The organism is Pseudofulvimonas gallinarii (assembly GCF_004343305.1).
Taxonomy (GTDB): domain Bacteria; phylum Pseudomonadota; class Gammaproteobacteria; order Xanthomonadales; family UBA2363; genus Pseudofulvimonas; species Pseudofulvimonas gallinarii.
In genome coordinates, this window is sequence record NZ_SMAF01000008.1 from 156,112 (window position 1) to 178,421 (window position 22,310).

General features: G+C 69.7%; 16 protein-coding genes and 1 tRNA gene. 3 read left to right on the forward strand and 14 right to left on the reverse strand.

What is annotated here, in order from left to right; all coding sequences use genetic code 11:
• Positions 1–30 precede the first annotated feature (30 nt).
• Positions 31–4,407, forward strand: a complete 4,377-nt coding sequence (locus tag EDC25_RS07735; protein WP_123521708.1) for a glycosyltransferase — start codon at positions 31–33, stop codon at positions 4,405–4,407.
• Between the two features lie 369 nt (positions 4,408–4,776).
• Here EDC25_RS07735 and pmbA read toward each other — a convergent pair whose 3' ends face one another.
• The 4 genes from pmbA to EDC25_RS07755 form a co-directional block, all read right to left on the reverse strand.
• Complete coding sequence (gene pmbA, locus EDC25_RS07740) at positions 4,777–6,141, reverse strand: metalloprotease PmbA (protein ID WP_123521709.1); 1,365 nt, start codon at positions 6,139–6,141, stop codon at positions 4,777–4,779.
• Positions 6,142–6,262: 121 nt separating this feature from the next.
• Positions 6,263–6,931, reverse strand: a complete 669-nt coding sequence (locus EDC25_RS07745) for a response regulator (RefSeq protein WP_123521710.1) — start codon at positions 6,929–6,931, stop codon at positions 6,263–6,265.
• Entirely contained in the window at positions 6,928–7,659 is a 732-nt protein-coding gene (locus EDC25_RS07750) for a sensor histidine kinase (RefSeq protein WP_205984929.1), read from the reverse strand. The genes EDC25_RS07745 and EDC25_RS07750 overlap by 4 nt, the downstream gene beginning before the upstream one ends.
• Positions 7,656–10,016 (reverse strand): serine/threonine-protein kinase, encoded by a 2,361-nt coding sequence (locus tag EDC25_RS07755; RefSeq protein ID WP_132577386.1) that lies wholly within the window; start codon positions 10,014–10,016, stop codon positions 7,656–7,658. Before EDC25_RS07755 ends, EDC25_RS07750 begins: the two co-directional genes overlap by 4 nt.
• A gap of 113 nt (positions 10,017–10,129) precedes the next feature.
• Here EDC25_RS07755 and yjgA point away from each other — a divergent pair, with 113 nt between their 5' ends.
• Positions 10,130–10,744, forward strand: coding sequence for a ribosome biogenesis factor YjgA (gene yjgA, locus EDC25_RS07760; protein WP_123521712.1), 615 nt, complete (start codon positions 10,130–10,132; stop codon positions 10,742–10,744).
• A gap of 420 nt (positions 10,745–11,164) precedes the next feature.
• Here yjgA and EDC25_RS07765 read toward each other — a convergent pair.
• From EDC25_RS07765 to EDC25_RS07805, 9 genes are all read right to left on the reverse strand, one after another.
• Positions 11,165–11,257 (reverse strand) — tRNA-Ser (locus EDC25_RS07765).
• An 81-nt stretch (positions 11,258–11,338) separates the two neighbouring features.
• Positions 11,339–11,545 (reverse strand): carbon storage regulator CsrA, encoded by a 207-nt coding sequence (csrA, locus tag EDC25_RS07770; RefSeq protein ID WP_123521713.1) that lies wholly within the window; start codon positions 11,543–11,545, stop codon positions 11,339–11,341.
• A gap of 205 nt (positions 11,546–11,750) precedes the next feature.
• The gene (alaS, locus tag EDC25_RS07775) at positions 11,751–14,387 is read right to left on the reverse strand and encodes an alanine--tRNA ligase (RefSeq protein WP_123521714.1); all 2,637 of its coding nucleotides are present in this window, start codon (positions 14,385–14,387) and stop codon (positions 11,751–11,753) included.
• 149 nt (positions 14,388–14,536) lie between these two features.
• The gene (locus EDC25_RS07780; protein ID WP_123521715.1) at positions 14,537–15,319 is read right to left on the reverse strand and encodes a class I SAM-dependent methyltransferase; all 783 of its coding nucleotides are present in this window, start codon (positions 15,317–15,319) and stop codon (positions 14,537–14,539) included.
• Between the two features lie 59 nt (positions 15,320–15,378).
• Entirely contained in the window at positions 15,379–15,864 is a 486-nt protein-coding gene (locus tag EDC25_RS07785) for a regulatory protein RecX (protein WP_123521716.1), read from the reverse strand.
• A 64-nt stretch (positions 15,865–15,928) separates the two neighbouring features.
• Positions 15,929–16,969, reverse strand: coding sequence for a recombinase RecA (gene recA, locus EDC25_RS07790; protein WP_123521717.1), 1,041 nt, complete (start codon positions 16,967–16,969; stop codon positions 15,929–15,931).
• Positions 16,970–17,167: 198 nt separating this feature from the next.
• Entirely contained in the window at positions 17,168–17,803 is a 636-nt protein-coding gene (gene lexA, locus EDC25_RS07795) for a transcriptional repressor LexA (protein WP_123521718.1), read from the reverse strand.
• 31 nt (positions 17,804–17,834) lie between these two features.
• The gene (locus tag EDC25_RS07800; protein WP_123521719.1) at positions 17,835–18,356 is read right to left on the reverse strand and encodes a CinA family protein; all 522 of its coding nucleotides are present in this window, start codon (positions 18,354–18,356) and stop codon (positions 17,835–17,837) included.
• Positions 18,353–18,982, reverse strand: coding sequence for a trimeric intracellular cation channel family protein (locus tag EDC25_RS07805; protein ID WP_123521728.1), 630 nt, complete (start codon positions 18,980–18,982; stop codon positions 18,353–18,355). Before EDC25_RS07805 ends, EDC25_RS07800 begins: the two co-directional genes overlap by 4 nt.
• 194 nt (positions 18,983–19,176) lie before the next feature.
• On the opposite strand from EDC25_RS07805, the gene mutS reads away from it, so the two are divergent.
• Positions 19,177–21,750, forward strand: a complete 2,574-nt coding sequence (gene mutS, locus EDC25_RS07810; RefSeq protein WP_123521720.1) for a DNA mismatch repair protein MutS — start codon at positions 19,177–19,179, stop codon at positions 21,748–21,750.
• Positions 21,751–21,831: 81 nt separating this feature from the next.
• On the opposite strand, the gene EDC25_RS07815 is transcribed toward mutS, so the two are convergent.
• Entirely contained in the window at positions 21,832–22,251 is a 420-nt protein-coding gene (locus EDC25_RS07815; RefSeq protein ID WP_123521729.1) for an RNA-binding S4 domain-containing protein, read from the reverse strand.
• Positions 22,252–22,310 lie beyond the last annotated feature (59 nt).

The following is a 22,310-nucleotide window of genomic DNA, read 5'->3' on the forward strand; positions in this document are numbered from 1 at the left end:
TTCACGCGCCCTGCGCGCAGCCGAGACTCCATGTCGCCAACCGCACCCGTCACGATCCGCTGGGGCAGGGCCCAGGCCGCGCCCGTCGCGCCGGACGAAGGGCTGTGCTGGCCGGACCTGGACCCGGAACACAATCCGGCCGAGTGGCCGGAACTGTTGCGTCGCCTTGCCGCCTTCGACGGGCCCGTGCTGCTGCTTCGAAACGGCATCGTGCTGCCGGAGACCGCGGCCGGCCAGTTGCACGCGGCCGCCTGCAGCCTGGGCAGCGGCGTCATTGTCGGCGCGCTGGACAATCTTGTTGCAACCCTGAGTCCGCTGCCGCCGGGGGCGACGATCCCGGCGCCGCTGGACGCAGCCGCGCTGGCGCGCACCTGCGGCTGGCTGGGTCGGGGGCAACTGGTTGATTCGAAAGATATTCCACTGGGTGCAGCGGTATGGATGCCGGGCGCCGCCGCGTCCCTGCTGGCGGCCGGCTGGCCGGCTCGCGACGACCCCCTTCCGGCCCGCGTCGCCTGCCGCGTGCTGGACAGGATACTCGCGGTCGATCCGGCCCGGCCGCTGCCCTCGCCGCCGGCATGGCAGCGCAATACCGTGCCGCCACCAGGTTCGGCACTGGATTCGCTGCGGGCGCGCTGGCCGCACAGCCGCGACCTCCGCGGCGACCCGCTCACAGGCGAACTGCAGGCGCCCGTCCCGGCCGCCGTGCCGTTCCCGGGCCAGGACGCGCTGCCGGTGGTCCTGCACATCTGCCACGGCTGGGGTGGCGGCAGCGCCCGCTTCATCCATGACCTCGCCCGGGCCGACGGCGAGCGGATCCACCTGCTGCTGACCAGCCACGGCGACACCGGCCGGCGTCGCTTCGGCGAGTGGCTGGAGCTGCGCAGCGCGGCATCGCCGGAACTGCAGTTGGCCCGCTTTCCCCTGCCGGCGGTGATCAGCGATACCGGCAACGGCAATGCCGGCTACCTCCGGATTCTCGACGAGGTCCGCAGTTGCTGGCAGGTCGATGCCGTCATGGTGTCGTCGCTGATCGGTCACGACCTGGCCGCGCTGTCCACCGGCCTGCCCACGCTGGTCGTTGGCCACGACTACTACCCGCTGTGGCCGGAACTGCACTGCGACTTCGGCGAACCCGGCCGCCGCTTCGATCGCGACGACCTCGAGCGCTCGCTGGCACGGCGCGCACCGACGCTGTTCGGCAACCGCGACGCCGACCATTGGTGGCAGCTCCGCGAGGACTTCATCGCCGCGCTGCTGGCGCAACGTCCGCGCATGGTCACGCCGACCGCGCAGGTTCGCGACAACTGGCTGCGCATGGCACCCGCCCTCTCCGCCCTGGACTGGAACGTCGTCGGCCATGGCCTGGCGCCGTGGCCCGCGGCGGTCGCCACGCCTTCGCCGCGCCCGGCCGGTCGCCCGTTGCGCGTGTTCGTTCCAGGCCGGATCGACGGTGGCAAGGGCCTGTCCCTGCTGGATCCCTTGAGCCGCGCCCTGCCGGCAGGCTGCGAACTGGTCCTGGTCGGCGCCGGCACGGCCGCGGCGCAGCTGCATGGGCGCAACCGTGTGCATATCCTCGGCGACTACGCGCGCGAATCGCTTCCCGCCCTGGTCGCGGGCCTGGCGCCCGATCTGGCGCTGCTGCCGGCGACGGTCGCGGAAACCTTCGGCTATGTCCTGAGCGAGTTGCAGAGCCTGCGCATCCCTGTGCTGGCCACCGCCATCGGCGCCTATGCCGAGCGCATCGCCGACGGCCGCGATGGACTGCTGGTGGAACCCGACGCCGGCGCGATTGCCGCCCGCCTCGCCGCGCTGGCCGCCGACCGCGCGCCGCTGGACGCGGTCCGCGCGCACCTGGCTTCGCATGCACCGCGAGACACGGCGATGATGGCTGCCGACTACCGTCGCCTGCTTGCGGTCCCCGAGGTGCGCAGCGTTTCCGCACCCCGAACCGCCAGCGAAGCCGACCCCGTCGCCACCGCCGCCGGCGCACTCTACCGGCGCGCGCTGGAGGCGGAACTGGCCATCGCGAAACTGCTGGCCACGCAGGCCGAGCAGGAAGCCGAACTGGCGCGACGCGCCGACTGGGGCTTCGGCCTGGAACGCCAGAACAGGACGCTGGCCACGCATCTGGAACGCGAGCGCAAGGAACGCGAGGCGCTGGACCACTGGATCCCGGAGCTGCAGCGGGAAATCGCCGAACTGCAGCGCGATCGGCAGATCCTCCAGGGCCGCTCCGACGAGCTGGAGCGCGTCCATCGCAGTCGTTCGTGGCAGCTGATGGGGCCGGCGCGCCGGCTGGTGCGGGCGCTGCGCTCGACGCGCGCGCGCGCGGCCTTCAACCTCAAGCGCCTCGCCAACATGCTCAAGCGCCTGCGATTGAGCCTGTCCACGCGCGGATTCAGCGGCACCCTTCGCCACCTGTGGCAGCGCCGCCGTGGCGCCGGCACGGGGCCGATGGCCCTGCTGCCCGTGGTGGCGCCGGAAAGCCGGCAGCCGCCGGCCCGCCTGCCGACCTCGGACACGCCCGCCGTCTCCATCATCATCCCGATCCACGGCAAGCTGCCCTACACCTGCGCCTGTCTGGCCGCCCTGGCCGAACATGCCGGCCCCACGCCGTTCGAGGTGATCGTCGTCGATGACGCTTCGCCGGACGGGAGCGCCGACGTCCTCGCAGGCGTCGCCGGCCTGCGCCTACTGCGCAACGAACGCAACCTCGGCTTCGTCGGCAGCTGCAATGCCGGCGCGGCGGCGGCGCGTGGCCGCTGGCTGGTGTTCCTCAACAACGACGCCATGGTCACAGCCGGCTGGCTGGAAGCGCTGCTGGCCACCTTCGAACAGTTCGACGGCACCGGCCTGGTCGGCGCTCGGCTGGTCTATCCCGATGGCCGGCTGCAGGAATCCGGCGGACTCGTCTTCAGCGACGGATCGGGCTGGAATTACGGCCGCTTCGCCGATCCTGCCGATCCGCGCCTGGCCTGGGCGCGCGAGACGGACTACTGCTCGGGTGCCGCGATCGTCATCGAACGCGAGCTGTTCCGGCGCCTGGGCAGTTTCGACGAGCGCTATGCGCCCGCGTACTACGAGGACACCGACCTGGCGTTCAAGGTCCGCGAAGCCGGTCTGAAGGTCGTGGTGCAGCCCACGGCCACGGTGATCCACCATGAAGGCATCACCAGCGGCACCGACACCGCCGGCAGCGGGATGAAACGGTTCCAGGTTGTGAACCAGGAAAAGTTCCTGGCGCGCTGGCAGGACGTCCTGCGCCGGCAGCCCGCAGCCGGGACGCCGGTCGACGCACTGGTGCGCCGTCGGCCGAACGGCTGCGTGCTGGTGATCGACGCCACCACACCGGAGCCCGACCAGGATTCCGGCTCGGTGCGCCTGACCCATACACTGCGCCTGCTGCGCGAATCCGGGCGCCACGTCTATTTCTTCGCCGACAACCGCGCCTACGTTCCGCGCTATACCGAGCGCCTGCAGGCCCTGGGCATCGAGGTGCTGCACGGGGCCTGGCTGGGCGATCCGGTCACCTGGCTGCGCGACAACGGGCCCGCGCTGGACGCGGTCCTGGTCTGTCGCCATTACATCGCCAGCCACTACCTGCCGCTGGTCCGCCAGTACGCGCCGCGCGCGCGCTTCATCTTCGACACCGTCGACCTACACTACCTGCGCGAGCAGCGCGCGGCCGAGCTGACCGGCAGCGAGGAGCTCGCCCGCCAGGCCGCCAAGACGCGCCAGCAGGAACTCGCGCTGATCCGCGCCAGCGACGTCACGCTGGTCGTCAGCCCGGCGGAAAAGGCCCTGCTCGCCACCGACGCGCCCGGTTCGCGCGTGGACATCCTGTCCAACGTGCATCCGGTACACGGCTGCCGACGCGGTTTCGGCGATCGTGCCGACCTGCTGTTCGTCGGCGGATTCCAGCATCCACCCAACATCGACGCGATCACCTGGTTCGTGCGCGAGGTCTTCCCGGCCATCCACGCCAGCCGCCCGGACATCCGGGTCCATGTCATCGGCAGCAAGATGCCGCCGGCGGTCGCGGCGCTGGCGGGGCCCGGCGTCTGTGTCCACGGGCACGTCGCCGACCTGGAACCCTACCTCGACGGCTGCCGCATCGCGCTGGCACCTCTTCGCTATGGCGCCGGTGTCAAGGGCAAGCTCAACATGAGCATGAGCTACGGCCAGCCGGCCGTGGCGACATCCATCGCGGTGGAAGGCATGCACCTGGAATCCGGCAAGGAAGTCCTGGTCGCCGACGATCCGGCCGGATTCGCCGACGCCGTCTTGCGCCTGTACGGCGACGAGGCCCTGTGGAACCGTCTGTCGGCCGAAGGCCTGGCGAACGTCCGCCGCCACTTCTCGTTCGACACGGCGCGCGACGCCATCGCGCGGATCTTCGACGCCTGAGCCACGACACGGCGGCGCCGGTTCAACGCCGCATGGGCGGTCGCGGGCCCAGCAGTCGCAGGACCAGGCCGGTCAGCAGGCATCCGCCCAGATACAGCCCCAGGAACACGCCGCCGCTCATGACGGCGACATCGTGTCGGCGATGCGCAGGCGGGCACGGATGGGATCGGGCATGGCAGTCTCCTCGTAGGAATGGGGCCAATGCCTGCCTGGGTCGGGTGGGTCCTGGACTTGCCCGGATCTTGATTTATTTGAGAACGGTTCGCAACAACAGGCCTGTCCGGCGGCTGGAAGAGACCGCCATGCGTGGCCACCGCGCCCGCCCTGCATCGGCGCGCACGGCTATAGGAGCGGTCGCTCGATGCCGGCTCAGCCGCCGGCGACCGTCATCCGCCCGATCAGGATGGAACCCGTGAGGATGTGCGAACGAGGGTCGACATCGCTGCCGATGGCGACGATCCGCCGATACATGTCGCGCAGGTTGCCGGCGATGGTGATCTCCTCGACCGGATAGGCGATCACGCCGTTCTCGACCCAGAAACCGGCCGCGCCGCGCGAATAGTCGCCGGTGACGGTGTTGACGCCCTGCCCCATCAGCTCGGTCACCAGCAGGCCGGTCCCGAGGCGATCGAGCATGCGCTCGAAATCGCCACCCGGCTCGCGCGCGGTGACGACCAGGTTGTGGATGCCGCCGGCATTGGCGGTGCTTTCCATGCCCAGCTTGCGCGCCGAGTAGCTGCCGAGGACGTAACGCTGCAGTACGCCGTCGCGGACCAGATCGGAATCGGCGGTGGCAATGCCATCGCCATCGAAAGTGGCGGAGGCGTGGCCGCGCAGCAGGAAGGGCCGCTCGACGATGTCGATGCCGTCGGCGAACACCGGCTTGCCGAGGTGGTCAAGCAGGAACGAGGCCTTGCGGTAAAGCGCACCGCCACTGACGGCGCCGACGAAATGGCCGATGAGGCCGCGCGCCAGCTCCGGGGCGAACATCACCGGGCAACTGCGGGTCGTCAGCGCGCGCGCCCCCAGTCGGGCCACGGTGCGTTCGGCTGCGCGGCGGCCGATCACCGCCGGATCGGTGAGGTCATCTCGGGCACGCGTGCTGTCGTACCAGTAATCGCGCTGCATGCCGGCGTCATCGCCGGCGACAAGCACGCAGGACACGCTGTGCCGGGTCGTGCGTTCGGGCCCGATGAAGCCGTGGCTGTTGGCGTACACGCCCAGGCTTTCGCCGGTCTGCACGCTGGCGCCGTCGGAGTTGCTGATGCGCGGATCGACCCCCATACCGGCGGCCTCGCAGGCGCGGGCAAGCTCGACGGCATGCCCGGCGTCCAGCGGCCAGGGATGCCAGAGGTCGAGGTCGGGAAACTCCCGCGCCATGCGTGCCGGATCGCCCAGCCCCGCAGCCGGGTCCGGCTCGGTGAAGCGGGCGATGGCGCAGGCCTGTTCGATGCTGGTTTCCACCGACTTCGGATCAAGGTCGGCGGTGCTGGCACTGCCCTTGCGCTGGCCGAAGTAGACGGTGATGCCGACGCCACGGTCGCGCTGGTGCTCGATGGTTTCCACCTCGCCCAGGCGCACGGTGGTGCTCAGCCCGCGATCGGAGCTGATCGACACCTCGGCCTGCGATGCACCATGGCGCGCGCAGCGGCGCAGGATGTCATCGGCCAGCTCCACCAGCCGATCGAGTTCTTCGCGGCGGGAATCGTCCGCCTTCACGTTGACCTGGTTCATGGCGACATTGTCCCACAGACGCCGAGGCCCGCTTCGTGAAGCATTGCCGACGGGAGTTCGCCCGGACGCGCCCGGCGGCGCACAGGCGCGCCATCCAGCCGTTGCCACCGGGCGGTGGCGCTCAGCGCGCAGCGGGGCTGACCAGCCCCAGCCGGCTCGCGGCCAGCGTGGCTTCGGCGCGACTGCCGACCCGCAGCTTGCGGTAGATCTCCTTCACGTAGCCGGCGCAGGTATGGCGGGACAGGCCCAGCGCCTCGGCGGCCTCCACGACAGTGAAGCCCTTGCCGATCAGGCGCAGCACATCGGTCTCGCGCGGCGTCAGGGCCGCACCTTCGCACTCCAGTGATTGCGGCACTTCGACCGGCGGCGTGGAAAAATGGCGCAGCAGGCGACGGGCGATGCTCGGCGACAGCGGCGGCTGGCCACTGACGATGCCGCGCAGCAGTTCCACCAGGTCCTCGAGCGCGAGGTCCTTGAGCACGTAACCCTGGGCGCCGGCACTCAATGCCGGGAACAGGTGCGCATCATCGTCGAACACGGTCGCGACCACGCAGAGCGTGGGCGCCGAAGCCTCCCGCAGCTCGGCGATGTAGCTGATACCCGATCCGTCCGGAAGCCCCAGGTCGACCAGCGCCAGGTCGGGCGGCGCCGGAACGGTGCCGAGGGCGCCGGCAAGATCCGCGAACACCTCCACTTCCGCGCCCGGGAAAGCCCGCGCGGCAGCGCGCGCCAGCCACTCCCGGCTGGCCGGAAGATCGTCGACGACCACAATGCGCTGGACGGTTGTCACGCTCGCGTTCCGCCGGGCAACGGCGCCTTCAGGAGGACCTTGGTACCGCCGAGCGTACCGGCTGTCCAGTCGATCTGTCCCTGCAGTTCGCGGGCCCGGGCGCGCATGTTGTCGAGACCGGCGCCACCACCGCCGGACGGCGGCACGTCTCCACCGCCGCAGCCGTCGTCGGTCAGCTCCAGCAACAGTTCGCCCGCCGTAGAGGCTCGGACGCGGATGCGCAGGCTGCGGGCGCCGGCGTGGCGGAGGGCGTTGCTGATCGCCTCGCGCACGATGCGGTGCAGGTGCAGCGAGGACGCAGGGTCGAGCATGGGGTCGGGCAAGGCCTCTTCCTCCTCCCAGGACAGCCCGGCCCCGGCCGCTGCGAGTCGCTGCGCCGCTTCGCTGCGGATGCTGGCGAGGACATCCTGCAGCGTGCCGGGCTCGCCGCGCGAACGGGAAACGACGTCGCGCAGGTCCTGCAGGATGGCACGGGCACGGTCGGCCGTGGCGCGATCGGGCGCGGCGTAGATCAGCTCCAGCAGGCGCGCGCCCAAGTCGTCATGAAGGTCGGCATGGATGCGCTCGCGTTCCGCCGCGACCGCCTGTGCCGCAAGTTGCGCGCGCTGCGCGGCAAGCTCCTGGTGCAGGCGCGCGGACTGTTGACGCAGCCGGCGCGACATCCCGGCCGCGAATACCGGCAGCGCCAGGAGCGACAGCGCCGCGATGGACCAGGGCAGCGCGCTCACGGACGCCCGTCTTGCGCCGGCACAGCGCGCGCCGGTTGCCGCGCGAGGATTTCCTGCAGGCGTTCGGCGGCGGTTCGGGTCCGCGGATGCTCGGCACCGAAGGTTCCGGCCAGCCGGGCCTGCGCAGCCGTCAGCACGTCGATGGCCTCTGTGTCGCGCTCCTGCTTGCCCAGGCAGAGGCCGAGGTTGCTCTGGAACACCGCGACGAGGGGATGTCCTTCGCCAAGGATGCCGCGGCTGCGTTCGATGAGGTCCCGCAGTTCGACTTCCGCCGACTGTGCCCGGCCCGCATCCAGCAGCAGCATGGCCAGGTTGTTCTGAGGCCCCAGCGTGGCCGGATGACTGTCATTGGCCTGGCGCTGAAGCGCGAGGATGCGGCGATAGGTCGCCTCGGCGAGATCGAACTCACGCCGCTCGGACTGCAGGTAGGCCAGTGCGTTGAAACTGGTGATCGTCTGCGCATGCGATGCACCCAGGCGGCTGCTGAAGAACGCGAGGCTTTCCTCGATCAGGGGTGCCGCTTCATCCAGGCGGCCCTGTTCCAGGCGCATGTTGGCCAGCATCTGCGCCGTCGTCATGGTATGGGCGTGGTCGTTGCCGAGGACGGTCCGGCGCAATGCCAGCACCGCCTCCGATTCCGCGGCGGCGAGGTCGAGCTGTCCGGCTTCCTGCAGGATCAGCGAGCGCGAGTGCCGGGTTGCCAGGGTACGGGGATGCCGTTCGCCGTAACGCTGCCGTCGCTGTTCCAGCACCGCGTCGCTGAGCGCGAGTGCCTCGTCGAAGCGCCCTTCATCACGCAGCAGACCGGCCAGGTTGCTGCGCGCGATTTCCAGCGACAGGTCGCTGTCCGGCAACGCACCGCTTTCACCGGCGACGATCAGTTCGCGGTAGCCGGCCATCGCCTCGTCGCGACGGCCGGCTTCGTCATCCAGGCGCGCGCGCGTCAGGCGCAGGCCAAGCCGGGCAGGTGCGTCCGCATTGGCGGCGAAAGCGTCGGCTTCGCGCAATGCCGAAGCGGCTTCATCGAAGCGGCCCAGTTCCGTCAGGATGGAACCACGCATGCGCAGCAGGGCCAGCCGCGTCGTCGCGTCGGATTCCGGAAGGTCGGCCAGCGCCTGGCCGCTGATGTCCAGCGCGCGTTCGTAATCGCCCAGTGCCAGGCGCGTGCCGGCCAGTGTCCGCAGCACCGCGGTACGCACCGCCGGCGCCGGCGCTTCAGCGGCGAGCGTCTGCTCGGCGGCATCGAGGATTTCGGCCACGCCGACATTGCGGCCTTGCGCCTGGGCCGGATCAGCGGCCGCGAGCATGCGTTCCAGGAATGTGTTGACCGCTCCGGCCTCGGTCGCCCGCTGCTCGGCCAGCGCCTGCGCCTGCTGCGCGCGCCAGGCGAATCGCAGCGAGACCGCGGTGGCGATGACGAGCGTCAGCACCGCCAGCCCCGCAGCGGCGCTGGCAGCGCGGTGACGGCGCATGAAACGACTGATGACATAGCCCGGCGTCGGCGGCCGCGCATCCACCGGCCGATGCTGCAGCCAGCGCTCGAAATCGGCCGCCAGCTCGGCGGCCGAGGCGTAACGGCGCTCGGGCTCGACCGCCAGCGCCTTCATCAGCACCGCGTCGAGGTCGCCGCGCGCGGCCGGGAGCCGTGACGAGGGCGGGAGGATCTTGCCGTCGCGGTGGATGGACAGCGCCTTGAACAGGCTCGCGTCCAGAAGACCGGGATGCGGGAGCGCCCCGGTGACCAGCTCGTAGGCGATCGCACCCAGCGCATAGACGTCGCTGCGCGCATCGACGGCGTGGCTGTCGCCACCCAGCTGCTCAGGGCTCATGTATGGCAGCGACCCCAAGACCTGTCCCTGCCGCGTCTGCGGCCCCGCTTCCGGCTCCAGGACGCGGGCAACGCCGAAGTCCAGCACGCGTGGCTGGCCGCTGGCTTCGACCAGGATATTGGCCGGCTTGAGGTCGCGATGGATGATGCCGCGCCCATGCGCGTGATGGACGGCGCGGCAGACCTGCGCCATCGCCGCGATCCGCGCCGCCAGCGGCAGCGGTTCCGACCATTCGCGCAGGCCGACGCCGCGGACGTATTCCATGGCCAGCCAGGGCTGTTCGACGCCATTGACGGTCTCGGTGCCCGCTGCGTAGAGACGGGCGATGCCGGGGTGTTCGAGACGGGCGAGCGCCTCGACCTCGCGCGCCAGCCGCAGGCGTGATTCGGGGCCGAGCGCGGCCACCAGTTTCAAGGCGACTTCGCGCGCCGGCTGGCGCTGCCGCGCCCGGAACACGCGCCCCATCGAACCGTGGCCGATTTCCTCGACCATGGTGAATCCGCCAACCTGGACGGCCGTCGCCGTCATGGCCTCTCCCTGCACATGCGTCTCATGCTGCCACAACGCCAACGGCACGCCTGTGTCGAATTGCAACACGCCAGCGCGCAACGGTGCCGACAGCGCACTGGTAAGCTTTCGCCATGAATGACCATTCCCGGGATGACCTCCCGAACGACGATCCCCCCCAGCGCATCAGCAAGCGCGCCACCGGCCCCTCGCGCAGCCATCGCCGTCGCGAAGCGCTGGACGTCCTCGACCTGGCCGGAAAGATGATGGACGCCACCGACGGCATCGTCGCCAGGCTGCCGATGTCGGAAGAACTCGCCGAACTGTTGCGCACATCGCGGCGCATCCGCCAGCAGATCGCACGCAAGCGCCAGACCCAGTACCTGGCCAAGCAGCTGCGCCGCCTCGACGAGGACGAACTGGACGCCCTGCGGCGGGTTTTCGTCGTCGACCAGGCGCAGGTGCGGCAGGAAACGGCACGCCTGCACCGTCTGGAGGCCTTGCGCGACAGATTGATCGCCGGGGGTGACGAAGCCCTTGCCGGACTGCTCGACGAGCATCCCGATGCGGACCGCAATCGCCTGCGCCAGTTGCAGCGACAGGCCGCCCGCGAGCGCCAGCAGGCGGCCACGCCACGGGCCGCGCGCGAACTGTTCCGCTATCTGCGCGAACTGCTGGATGCGCCGGCCGCAACGGATGCGGGCGCTGACATCCAGGATGACGACGACGGTTTCGACGGGGAATCGTGAGGTCCTAAGCTCGACGGCCGGTCATCGCTTCGGTTCGCACGCGTGACAGGGACGCCCCGGGCGGGTGTTTCTCCTCGACCATGGCGGGTGTGCAGGGCGCGCATGCTGCGGAAGTGCACCCGACCGCACCGCCTTGGGGCCCGCCCAGCCAACCTTTCTTTGGCCCGACCAGCGCCGTCGCCGGCTGGCGGAGCGGAGCCGGTCTGCCGGCGCCGTGTCGGGCACCTCGCCGGAATGACCCGGGCCAGGTGCGGCGCAGGCCTTGCGTGGCGGAACAGGCGAACGGGCGCGGATTCCATCCGGGAGGCAGCAAGCTGACTTGTGCGGCACGGACTGCCCCGCCGACGAACCGGTGACGATCCGTCTGCACCGACAGGCCCGTGGAAAGAACAAAGGCCCCTTTCGGGGCCTTGTCCTATCTGGCGGAGTGAGAGGGATTCGAACCCTCGATGGAGTTTTTGACCCCATACTCCCTTAGCAGGGGAGCCCCTTCGGCCTCTCGGGCATCACTCCGGACTGGATTGCAGCGACCGCTCGGGCCGTGCAAGGGCGGGAAGAATAGCGGGAACCTCGCGGCGGGTCAAAGCTGCGCGCTCAGCTGGCAGGCTTTTCCTTCTCGCCGGTCGGGCGTGACTCGCCTTCCGGGTGGATGCGCTGGAAGATTTCCTCGCGATGCACGGTGACGTCACGCGGCGCCGTGATGCCCAGACGCACCTGGTTGCCTTTGACACCGAGCACGGTAACGGTCACCGAGTCCCCGATCATCAGGGTCTCGCCGACTCTGCGTGTGAGAATCAGCATGTTGCTTGCCTCCTTGACGCCCGCGGTACCTCGCGGCACCAGTGTATGGAGCTTCCGATGCTCCGACCCCGCACATGCATCGCGGTCGGGCCCCTGTCTTTTCGATAGTAATGGAGCCGCGCGAACGCCCGCAATGCGCAGAAAGCCGTACTTCGACGTAGGGATGTGACCGCCTTCACGATCAGTGAAGGCGATCAACCCGTACTCAGGCCGCCCGCTCGCGCACCCAGTCGGGCACCGCGCGCAGCGCCGCGTCGAGGGCCGGCGAGTCTTCGCCGCCGCCCTGGGCGAGGTCGGGACGGCCGCCGCCGCGGCCACCGATCTGGCTGGCGACATGACCCAGCAGTTCGCCGGCCTTGACCTTCGCCAGCGCCGCGCCGTGACTGCCGGCCACCAGCTGCACCTTGCCGTCGCCACTGCGTGCGGCCAGCAGGATCACCGCGTTGCCGAGCTTGTCCTTCAGGCGATCGACACTGTCGCGCAGCGCCTTGCTGTCGGCGCCCTCCAGCACCGCCGCCAGCACCTTCAGTCCGGCCACGTCCACCGCCTGGGCGGCGAGATCGCCCGCCGCACTGGCCGCCTGTTTGGCCTTCAGTGCCTCGATGTCCTTCTCGAGCTGCTTCTGGCGCTCGATCAGGGCGCGAACGCGGTCGGGCACTTCGTCACGGCGACCGCCGAGGAGTTCGGCGACGGTATCCAGGCGCGCCTGCTGCTGGCCGATCCATGCCAGGGCGCCCGTGCCGGTCACCGCCTCGATGCGACGCACGCCGGCAGCGACGCCGCCTTCGGAGAGGATCTTGAAGACACCGATGTCGCCGGTGCGGCGCACATGGGTGCCGCCGCACAGCTCGGTGGAGAATTCGCCCAGCCGCAGGACGCGCACGCGCTCGCCGTACTTCTCGCCGAACAGTGCCATGGCGCCGAAATCCAGCGCTTCCTGCATGCCCATGTGGCGGATGTCGGCGTCGTGGTTGGCGCGGATCTCGTCATTGACCAGCGCTTCGATCCGCGCCAGCTCATCCGCCGACAACGGCTGGAAATGCGCGAAGTCGAAGCGCAGGCGGTCGGGCGCCACCAGCGAACCCTTCTGCTGGACGTGGTCGCCGAGCACCTTGCGCAGCGCGGCGTGCAGCAGGTGGGTGGCGGTGTGGTTGAGCACGATCGCGCTGCGGCGGTCGCGGTCGATGCGGCCGTTGACCAGGTCGCCCACCTTGAGCGTGCCGCCGGTCCACTGCCCGAGGTGGGCGTGGAACGCGCCCGCCAGCTTCAGCGTGTCTTCGACTGCGAATCGGCCAGTGGCGCTGGACAGTTCTCCGGTGTCACCGACCTGGCCGCCGGATTCGCCGTAGAAAGGCGTGCAGTCGAGAATCACCAGCGCGCGCTCGCCGTCGCCGATGGCGGCGACCGACTGGCCGTCCCGCAGCAGCGCGACGACCTTGAGGTCCTCGGCTTCGACCTGGTCGTAGCCGAGGAACTGCGTGGCCGACAGCTGCGCCACCAGCTCCGCCGGAATGGTGTGGCCGCCGCCGAATTTGCCCGCGGCGCGCGCCGTCTGGCGCTGCTGTTCCATGGCCGCTTCGAAGCCGGCCATGTCCAGCGACAGTCCACGCTCGCGGGCGATGTCGGCGGTCAGGTCGACCGGGAAACCATAGGTGTCGTAGAGACGGAAAGCATCCTGGCCGGCGATGGTACCGGTGGCGCGCGCTGCCACCTCGTCAAAGATCTTCATGCCGGCATCGAGTGTTTCCGCGAAGCGCTCTTCCTCGGCCCTGAGGGCCTGCTCGACCACCGCCTGGCGCTGGACCAGTTCCGGATAGGCATCGCCCATCTGCGCGACGAGATCGGCAACGAGGCGATGGAAGAAGGGTTCCCGGACGCCCAGCATCCAGCCGTGGCGCAACGCGCGACGGATGATCCGGCGCAACACGTAGCCACGACCTTCGTTCGAAGGCAGGACGCCATCGACGATCAGGAAGGCGCTGGCGCGGATGTGGTCGGCGATCACGCGCAGCGACTTGTTCTGCAGGTCGGCGGTCGCGGTCAGCTCGGCGGCGCGGCGGATCAGGGCCTGGAACAGGTCGATCTCGTAGTTGGAGTGGACGCCCTGCAGGATTGCCGCCAGCCGTTCCAGGCCCATGCCGGTGTCGACGCAAGGCGCCGGCAGGGGCACGAGTGTGCCGTCGGGCTGGCGGTCGAACTGCATGAACACCAGGTTCCAGATCTCGATGAAGCGGTCGCCATCCTCGTCCGGCGAGCCCGGTGGGCCACCGGCGATGTGCGCGCCGTGGTCGTAGAAGATCTCCGTGCAGGGTCCGCAGGGGCCGGTGTCGGCCATCTGCCAGAAATTGTCGGACGCGTACGGCGCGCCCTTGTTGTCGCCGATGCGGACGATGCGCGACTCCGGCACGCCGATGTCGTCACGCCAGATGGCGTAGGCCTCGTCGTCGGAGTGATAGACGGTCACCAGCAGGCGTTCGGCCGGCAGCTTCCACACGCCGGTCAGCAGTTCCCAGGCCCACGCGATCGCCTCCTTCTTGAAGTAGTCCCCGAACGACCAGTTGCCCAGCATTTCGAAGAAGGTGTGGTGGCGCGCGGTATAGCCCACGGAGTCCAGGTCATTGTGCTTGCCGCCGGCGCGCAGGCAGCGCTGGACGTCCGCCGCACGCACATAGCTGCGCTTTTCCGCACCCAGGAACACGTCCTTGAACTGGACCATGCCCGAGTTGGTGAACAGCAGGGTCGGGTCGTTGCCCGGCACCAGCGGCGCCGAGGGCACGATCTCGTGCGCCTTGCTGCGGAAGAAGTCGAGGAACTGCTGGCGGATCTGCTTGGAGCTGTACATGGGTGGCTGCGGCGGCTTGTGCGTAGCACAAAAGAATGACGAAAAATCGGCCGGAACGCCATGGCCGGGTTGGCGAAGTGCGTGGGAAACCCCGTCCGCGCCTCCCGATCCCGGCCGGGGCGGCCGGCTGGGGGCGGCCAGCCAATGCCTCAGGACAGGCCGAGCACCCGTACGACGATGTAGCCGCTGCGCCAGTACAGGGCGTCGAGCAGGCGGATGGCCAGGCGGTCGGTCCAGCGTTCGGGGAGATTGCGCGGGAACAGCTCCCAGCCGCGGCTTTCTCCGAGCAGGCGGAAACCGCGCTGCAACGGCGTATCCAGGAACAGCGCCTCCGGCAGCGGGGCTTCCTCGTGATCGTCGTCGGCATCGATTGCGTGGATCATCGCCGCCCGCTCGGGCATCACGCTGCGGGCATTCCAGCGCGCAATGGGACCCGGCGCCCGGTCGACCTTCGGTTGCACCGGCTCGGCCAGCAGGAGGACGCCGTCCGGCGCCAGTCGCGGCCGGATCTGGTCGAGCAGGTCGGCAAACAGCTCCGGCGGCAGGTGGTGGACGAAACCGACGCAGGTGATGAAGCGGTAGGTGGCGCTGTCGCGCGCCAGAAATTCGAAAACGGATGCGTTTTCGAGCCGGGTATCGGCCGCCAGGCCGGCGCGCTCGAGGTTGCGGCGCGCGTGTTCCAGCATGCCGCCGCTCTGGTCGACGCCAATACGGCAGTCGAAGCGCGCGCCGTAGCGGGTCAGCATGTGCCCGGTGCCGCAGGCGAGATCCAGCTGTGCCCCGCCGCTCGGGACCAGATGGCCGATACGCCCGAAAAGATACCGGTTGGCCAGCGCCCGCGGCTCACTGATGACCTGGTCGTAGACGTGCGCCGTGTTGTCGTGAAAGACGCGGTCGCGCTCGAAATGCTCGGCGGTGTGGGGATCGATCACGAACGGTCCTGCTGGCGCGAAAGGCGGCAATGATGCCACGCCCACGGGGGGCGCCGGGATCAGTCCAGGTCGCCGGCATCGTCGGACTCGGACGGATCAAGGTCGAGGCATGTCCGCGCCATGGCCGGCGTGAAGCCCCGCGTCACCAGGAAGCGTGCCCGCCGGATGCGCTCGGGCTGGTCTTCGGCAGGCGTGCGGAAACGGCGGCGGTAGAGTTCGAGGGCAAGCGCTTCCCAGTCCGGCTCGGCCGCCGCGAAGGCCTTGTCCACCAGCGCCTCATCGAGTCCGTGCAGGCGCAGCTCGGCGGCAATGCGGACCGGGCCGTGCCCCTGGGCGATGCGGCTGCGGACCAGTATCTCCGCGAAGCGCTGGTCGGACTGCAGGCCGCTGCCGTCGAGCCGGGTGAGCGTCGCCTGGACCTCGTCCTCCTCGTGCCCGCTGCGGACGAGCTTGCGGCGCAGCTCCCGGCGCGAATGCTCGCGACGGGCGAGCAGACCCAATGCCCGGGTCTGGGCGTCCCTGGTGACGGATTTCCGATCCTTCATGAGCCGGGATCCGGGAAGGCGCCGCCGTGACGCGGTCGGCGTATTCCCGGACGCGCAGGGTCAATCAGTCCTGCTCGACTTCGTCGGCGTCGGCATCGGCGCCCGCCGCCACCGGCACAACCAGCTTCTCGCGCAGGCGCGACTCCAGCTCGGCAGCGACCGAGGGATTGTCCTTGAGGTACTGGCGCGCCGACTCCTTGCCCTGGCCAAGGCGTTCGCCACCGTAGCTGTACCAGGCGCCGGACTTCTCGACCATCTTGTGCTCGACGCCCATGTCGATCAGTTCACCTTCGCGGCTGATGCCCTGGCCGTAGAGGATCTCGAAGTTCACCACCTTGAACGGCGGCGCCATCTTGTTCTTCACCACCTTGACCTTGGTCTGGTTGCCGATGATCTCGTCGCCGGCCTTGATCGCGCCGATGCGGCGGATGTCCAGGCGCACCGAGGCGTAGAACTTCAGCGCGTTGCCGCCGGTGGTGGTCTCGGGGTTCTGGCCCGGCATCATCATGCCGATCTTCATGCGCAGCTGGTTGATGAAGATGACCATGCAGTTGCTGCGCTTGATGTTGCCGGTGAGCTTGCGCAGCGCCTGGCTCATCAGGCGCGCCTGCAGGCCGACCTGCAGCTCGCCCATCTCGCCTTCGATTTCGGCCTTCGGCGTCAGCGCCGCCACCGAGTCGACCACGACCACGTCGACGGCACCGGAGCGGACCAGCATGTCGGCGATTTCCAGCGCCTGCTCACCGGTGTCCGGCTGGCTGACCAGCAGGTCTTCGATGTTGACGCCCAGCTTCTCCGCATAGCTGGGATCCAGCGCATGCTCGGCGTCGATGAAGGCCGCGGTGCCACCCGCCTTCTGGGCCTGGGCGATGACCTGCAGGGTCAGCGTGGTCTTGCCGGAGGATTCCGGCCCGTAGATCTCGACGACGCGGCCGCGCGGCAGGCCGCCGATGCCCAGGGCCACGTCCAGGGCCAGCGAGCCGGTGGACACGGCGTCTACGGAATCGCTGGGGCGGTCACCCATGCGCATGACGGTGCCCTTGCCGAACTGCTTTTCGATCTGGCTGAGGGCGGCGGTAAGGGCGCGCTTGCGGTTCTCGTCCATGGACTGGCTCCTGGTCATATTCGGGAAGGGGGGCAGATTAGGTGCGGCCGGTCGCAGCAACTGCGACGGCGTGGAGACGATAGGCGGGACGGCACGACGACGGCTGCGGCGGATGGCGCGAAGCGGCGTCGGAAAAATCGGATTCCGGCGCGTTGTCGGCCCACTGCGCGGTGGCCAGGCCGAAGCGGCACAGCACGCTCACCTGTGCGGCCTCAGCAGGCCGCAATACAGGCCCTCGATGGCGAAGTCCTGGCCGGCGGCAATCTCGATAGGCGCGAAGGCGTCGTTGCGTGGCAACAGACGCAGGCCGTCGCGTCCGACCTGCAGCTGCTTGACGGTGATCTCCTCGTCAATGCGCGCGACGACGATCTGGCCGTTGCGCGCCTGCGCGGTCCGGTGCACGCCGATCAGGTCACCGTCGAGGATGCCCTCGTCGCGCATGGATTCGCCCTCGACGCGCAGCAGGTAGTCCGGAAACGGCGAAAACAGCGAGCGGTCGAGCAGCAGCCGGTTGTCGTAGTCGATGTCGGTGCCGATGGGCAGGCCGGCGGAAACCCGGCCGACCAGCGGCACCCAGTCGGCGGCATCGGAGGCCAGCGGCAGGTCGGGCTGCGCCGCCGGCACCGGCTGCAGGAGCCGGATGCCGCGCGCCCGGCCGGGAATGCGTTCGATGGCGCCGGCACGCTGCAACGCCTCAAGATGGTGCTGCGCGGCGCGCACGCCCTTGAAACCCAGCTCGCGGGCGATCTCCGTCTGCGACGGCGGCATGCCTTCGGACTCGATGCGCTCGGCAATCAGTCGCAGGATGCGCTGCTGGGTTTCGCTGATCGACATGTTAGTAGCATTACTACTAACTGCAGGCCTGTCAAGTCGGGCGATCCGCTTGAAGCAACAGTTCGAACAGTCCAGCCAGCGCGGCTTCCACCGTCGCCCTCCGGACCCGATCCCGGTCGCCCCGGAAGTGGTGGCAACGCGCGAATGCCGGAGCACCCCGGATTTTCCAGGCGATCCAGACCGTGCCGACCGGCTTGTCCCGCGAGCCGCCGTCCGGTCCGGCGATGCCGGTCACCGCCACGCCCAGTTCGACATCCACGGCTTCGAGCAGGCCATCGACCATGGCCAGCGCGCAGGGCCCGCTGACCGCGCCGTGCCCGGCCAGTACATCCCCGGGCACGCCCAGCAGCCGCTGCTTGGCCTGGTTGCTGTAGGTCACCAGGCCGGCTTCGAAGACCGCGGAACTGCCGGCCAGGTCGGTCATCGCCTTGGCGATCCAGCCGCCGGTGCAGCTTTCCGCCGTGGCCATGCGCCATTCCCGCGTGCGCAGGGCCCGGGAAAGCTCGAACACCGTCGCCGATAGCGCATCGGCACCGTTATCTATTGGGCTCATTGCCGGTCTCCACCGTCATCCGGACGGGCCACGGGCAGGCTCCAGCCATGCCGGATCGCCATGAAGCGCAGGCCGAAGCAGACCAGCACGCCGGAGAACAACACGGCGTGGCCGTGCAGTTCCAGCGCGTGGCCGGCAACCACGATCAGCGCGCCGGCCATTGCCGCCACCGCATACAGCTCGGCCTGCAACACAACCGGCGTCCTGTTCACCAGGATGTCGCGCACGATGCCACCGCCGATGCCACTGAGCATGCCCAGCAGGACGGCGCCGAACGGCGCCAGCCCGTAGGCCAGCGCCTTCTCGGCGCCGTAGACCGCGAACAGGGCCAGTCCGGCGGCGTCGAAAAGCTGCACGGGATTGCGCAGGCGTTCAACCTGCACATGCCAGCGGAACGTCACCAGTCCGGCCAGGCAGGACAGGGCCAGATAGTTCCAGTTCACCAGCGCCGCCGGCGGCAGCGAGCCGATCACCACGTCGCGGGCGATGCCACCGAAGGTCGCCGTGGCGAAGGCCAGTACCAGCACGCCGAACAGGTCCAGGCGATGGCGCACGCCGATGGTGGCGCCGCTGATCGCGAAGGCGAACGTCCCGATCAGGTCGAGGGCAAGGAGGAAAACATCCACGGAACGGACCCGGCAGCGATGCCGCGTATCATACGCGGACACCACCGCGCCGCCGTTCGCACGGCATGGCGCGCTGCGTGTGGTCGACCCGACGACAGGACCGGCTGCGCGCGTGGTTTCGCGACGACGGACCTTGAGCCGCTCCGGGTTCCTCCAGTCGTCTTTCCGCCCCGCCGAACCGAATACCGCCGTTGATGAGCAGCCCCGACCACTCCCAGCACACGCCGCTGATGCGCCAGTACCTGGCGGTCAAGGCCGAGCATCCGGACATCCTGGTGTTCTTCCGCATGGGCGATTTCTATGAGCTGTTCTATGACGACGCCCGCAAGGCGGCGCGCCTGCTCGATATCACGCTGACGCAGCGCGGCAGCAGCGGCGGCGCGCCGATCCCGATGGCGGGCGTACCGGCGCACGCCTGCGAGAACTACCTGGCGCGCCTGCTGAAACTGGGCGAGTCGGTGGCCATCTGCGAACAGATCGGCGATCCGGCCACCAGCAAGGGCCCGGTCGAGCGCAAGGTCGTGCGCATCGTCACGCCGGGCACGGTGACCGACGAAAGCCTGCTCGAAGAACGCCGCGACCAGCTGCTGCTCGCCATCCACTGCGGCACCGGCGGCCATGGGCTGGCCTGGGTCGATCTCGCCGGCGGCCGTTTCCTGCTCGCCGAAGTGGCCGACGACGAGGCGCTGGTGGCGGAACTGGCGCGACTCTCACCCGCGGAAACGCTGGTGGCCGAAGGCGCCTCGTTGCCGGCTGCCGCCCGCGCGCTGCCCGGCCTGAAGCAGCGCCCGCCGTGGCACTTCGATGCCGAATCCGGAAGCCGCAACCTCTGCGAGTTCTTCGGCAGCCGCGACCTGCGCGGTTTCGGTTGCGCCGACGCCGAACGCGCGATTGCCGCCGCGGGCGCGCTGCTGGCCTATGTGCGTGAAACACAGCGCACCGCACTGCCACACCTCACCGGCCTGTCCATGGAGCGGCCGGACGAGGCCATCGCGATGGACGCCGCGACCCGTCGCCACCTCGAGCTGGACACGCATCCGGAAGGCCGCCGCGAACACACCCTGCTCGGTGTCATCGACGCCACGGTCACGCCCATGGGCGGCCGGCTGCTGCGGCGCTGGCTGCACCGGCCGCTGCGCGACCGGGCCGTGCTCCGCGACCGCCACCAGGCACTGGCGCAGCTGATCGACGGCCACCGCTACCGTGACCTGCACACGCTGCTGCGCGGTGCCGGCGATCTCGAACGCATCCTGTCGCGCGTGGCGCTGCATTCGGCGCGGCCGCGCGACCTGACCACGTTGCGTGATGGCCTGGCTCTGTTGCCGCGGCTGCGGGACGCGCTGGACGGTGCCAGCCTGGGCCGCATCGCCGCACTGCTCGACGGGCTCGGCGAGCACGGCGACAGCCAGCAGCTGCTGGCGCGGGCACTGGTCGAATCCCCTCCCCTCCTGCTTCGCGATGGCGGCGTGATCGCCGACGGTTACGACCCCGAGCTGGACGAGCTGCGGCGACTGGATTCCGACGCGGCCGGCTTCCTCAGCGAGCTGGAAGCGCGCGAACGTGCCGCGACCGGCATCGCCACGCTCAAGGTCGGCTACAACCGCGTCCACGGCTATTACATCGAGTTCGGCAAGACGCACGATGCCAAGGTGCCCGCGCATTACACGCGCCGGCAGACCACCAAGAACGCCGAGCGCTACATCACCGAGGAACTGAAGGCCTTCGAGGACAAGGCGCTGTCGGCGCGCGAGCGCGCGCTGATGCGCGAGCGCGGCCTCTACGACGGCCTGCTCCATGCCCTCAACGCGCAACTCGAGCCGTTGCGTCGCGCCGCTGGCGCGCTGGCCGAACTGGATGTGCTTGCCGCCCTCGCCCATACCGCCGAGGCCTACGACTACGTCGCACCGGAGCTGGTGGACGAAGCCGGCATCCATATCGAACGCGGCCGGCATCCGGTCGTCGAACGCGTGCTCGATGCGCCGTTCGAACCCAACGACCTGATCCTCGACGAGCGCCGGCGGATGCTGGTGGTCACCGGTCCGAACATGGGCGGCAAGAGCACCTACATGCGCCAGGCGGCGCTGATCGTGCTGCTCGCCCACATCGGCAGCTACGTGCCGGCGTCCCGTGCACGGATCGGCCCGGTGGACAGGCTGTTCACCCGCATTGGCGCCGGCGACGACCTCGCCCGCGGCCAGTCCACCTTCATGGTGGAAATGGCCGAGACCGCGAACATCCTGCACAACGCCAGCGAGCGCTCGCTGGTGCTGATGGACGAGATCGGCCGCGGCACCAGCACCTACGACGGCCTGTCTCTGGCGCATGCCATCGCCGTGCACCTGGCGACCGTCAATCGCGCCTGGTGCCTGTTCGCCACGCACTATTTCGAACTGACGACGCTGGCGACCGAGCATGAAGGCATCGCCAACGTGCACCTGGACGCGGTCGAGCACGGCGACAGCCTGGTCTTCCTGCACACGGTCAAGGACGGACCGGCCAGCCGCAGTTTCGGCCTGCAGGTCGCGCGCCTGGCCGGTGTGCCGCGCCCGGTCGTCGACAATGCGCGCCGGCTCCTCGCGACCCTCGAAGCGCAGCGCGACGAGCAGCCCGCCGTGAACCTCCCCGCCTCCGGCCAGCTGGGACTGTTCGCCCCGCCGGCGCCGTCGCCGGCCGTCGAGGCCCTGCGCGCCATCGAACCGGACAGCCTCAGCCCGCGCGAAGCGCTGGACGCCCTCTACCGCCTGCATCAGCTCGCGCTGCGCAGCTGACCCTTCGCCTGATCCATGGGCCCCGCTGCCGGCCGCGACAGGCCGCAGCGGAGCGGCGCCACGACTCCTTCGCCGTGGCGCCTAGATCGCGTCGATGTCGCCGAGGGCGCGGATCAGGCGGCGGGCGCGCTTGTCGGGCTTGCCCTCCGGCGGGCGGAAGCCGGCGCGTTCGGCGCGGCGCTGGGCGGCGGATTGTTCGCGCCGGGCGCGCGATTCGTCCGATTCGGAATAGAGCGCCTGCGCAGCGGCCGCCGGCCCGCGTCGTTCGGACAGCGCCTCAACAGCAATTTCAAAGCGCTCTTCGCCACGTTCGATAACCAGCGCGTCACCGACGCGGACATTGCGTGAAGGTTTGCAGGCGCCACCGCCGATCTCCACCCGACCTGCGACCACCGCCTGTTTCGCCAGCGCGCGGGTCTTGAAGAATCGCGCCGCCCACAGCCAGACATCGATGCGGACGGCATCGGGCGCGTTGTTGTCGCTGTCGGGGCGCTGGCTCATGGGGCGCGCATTCTCACACATCGCCGATTCGCCGCGGCGGGCTACCATTCACCGATGCC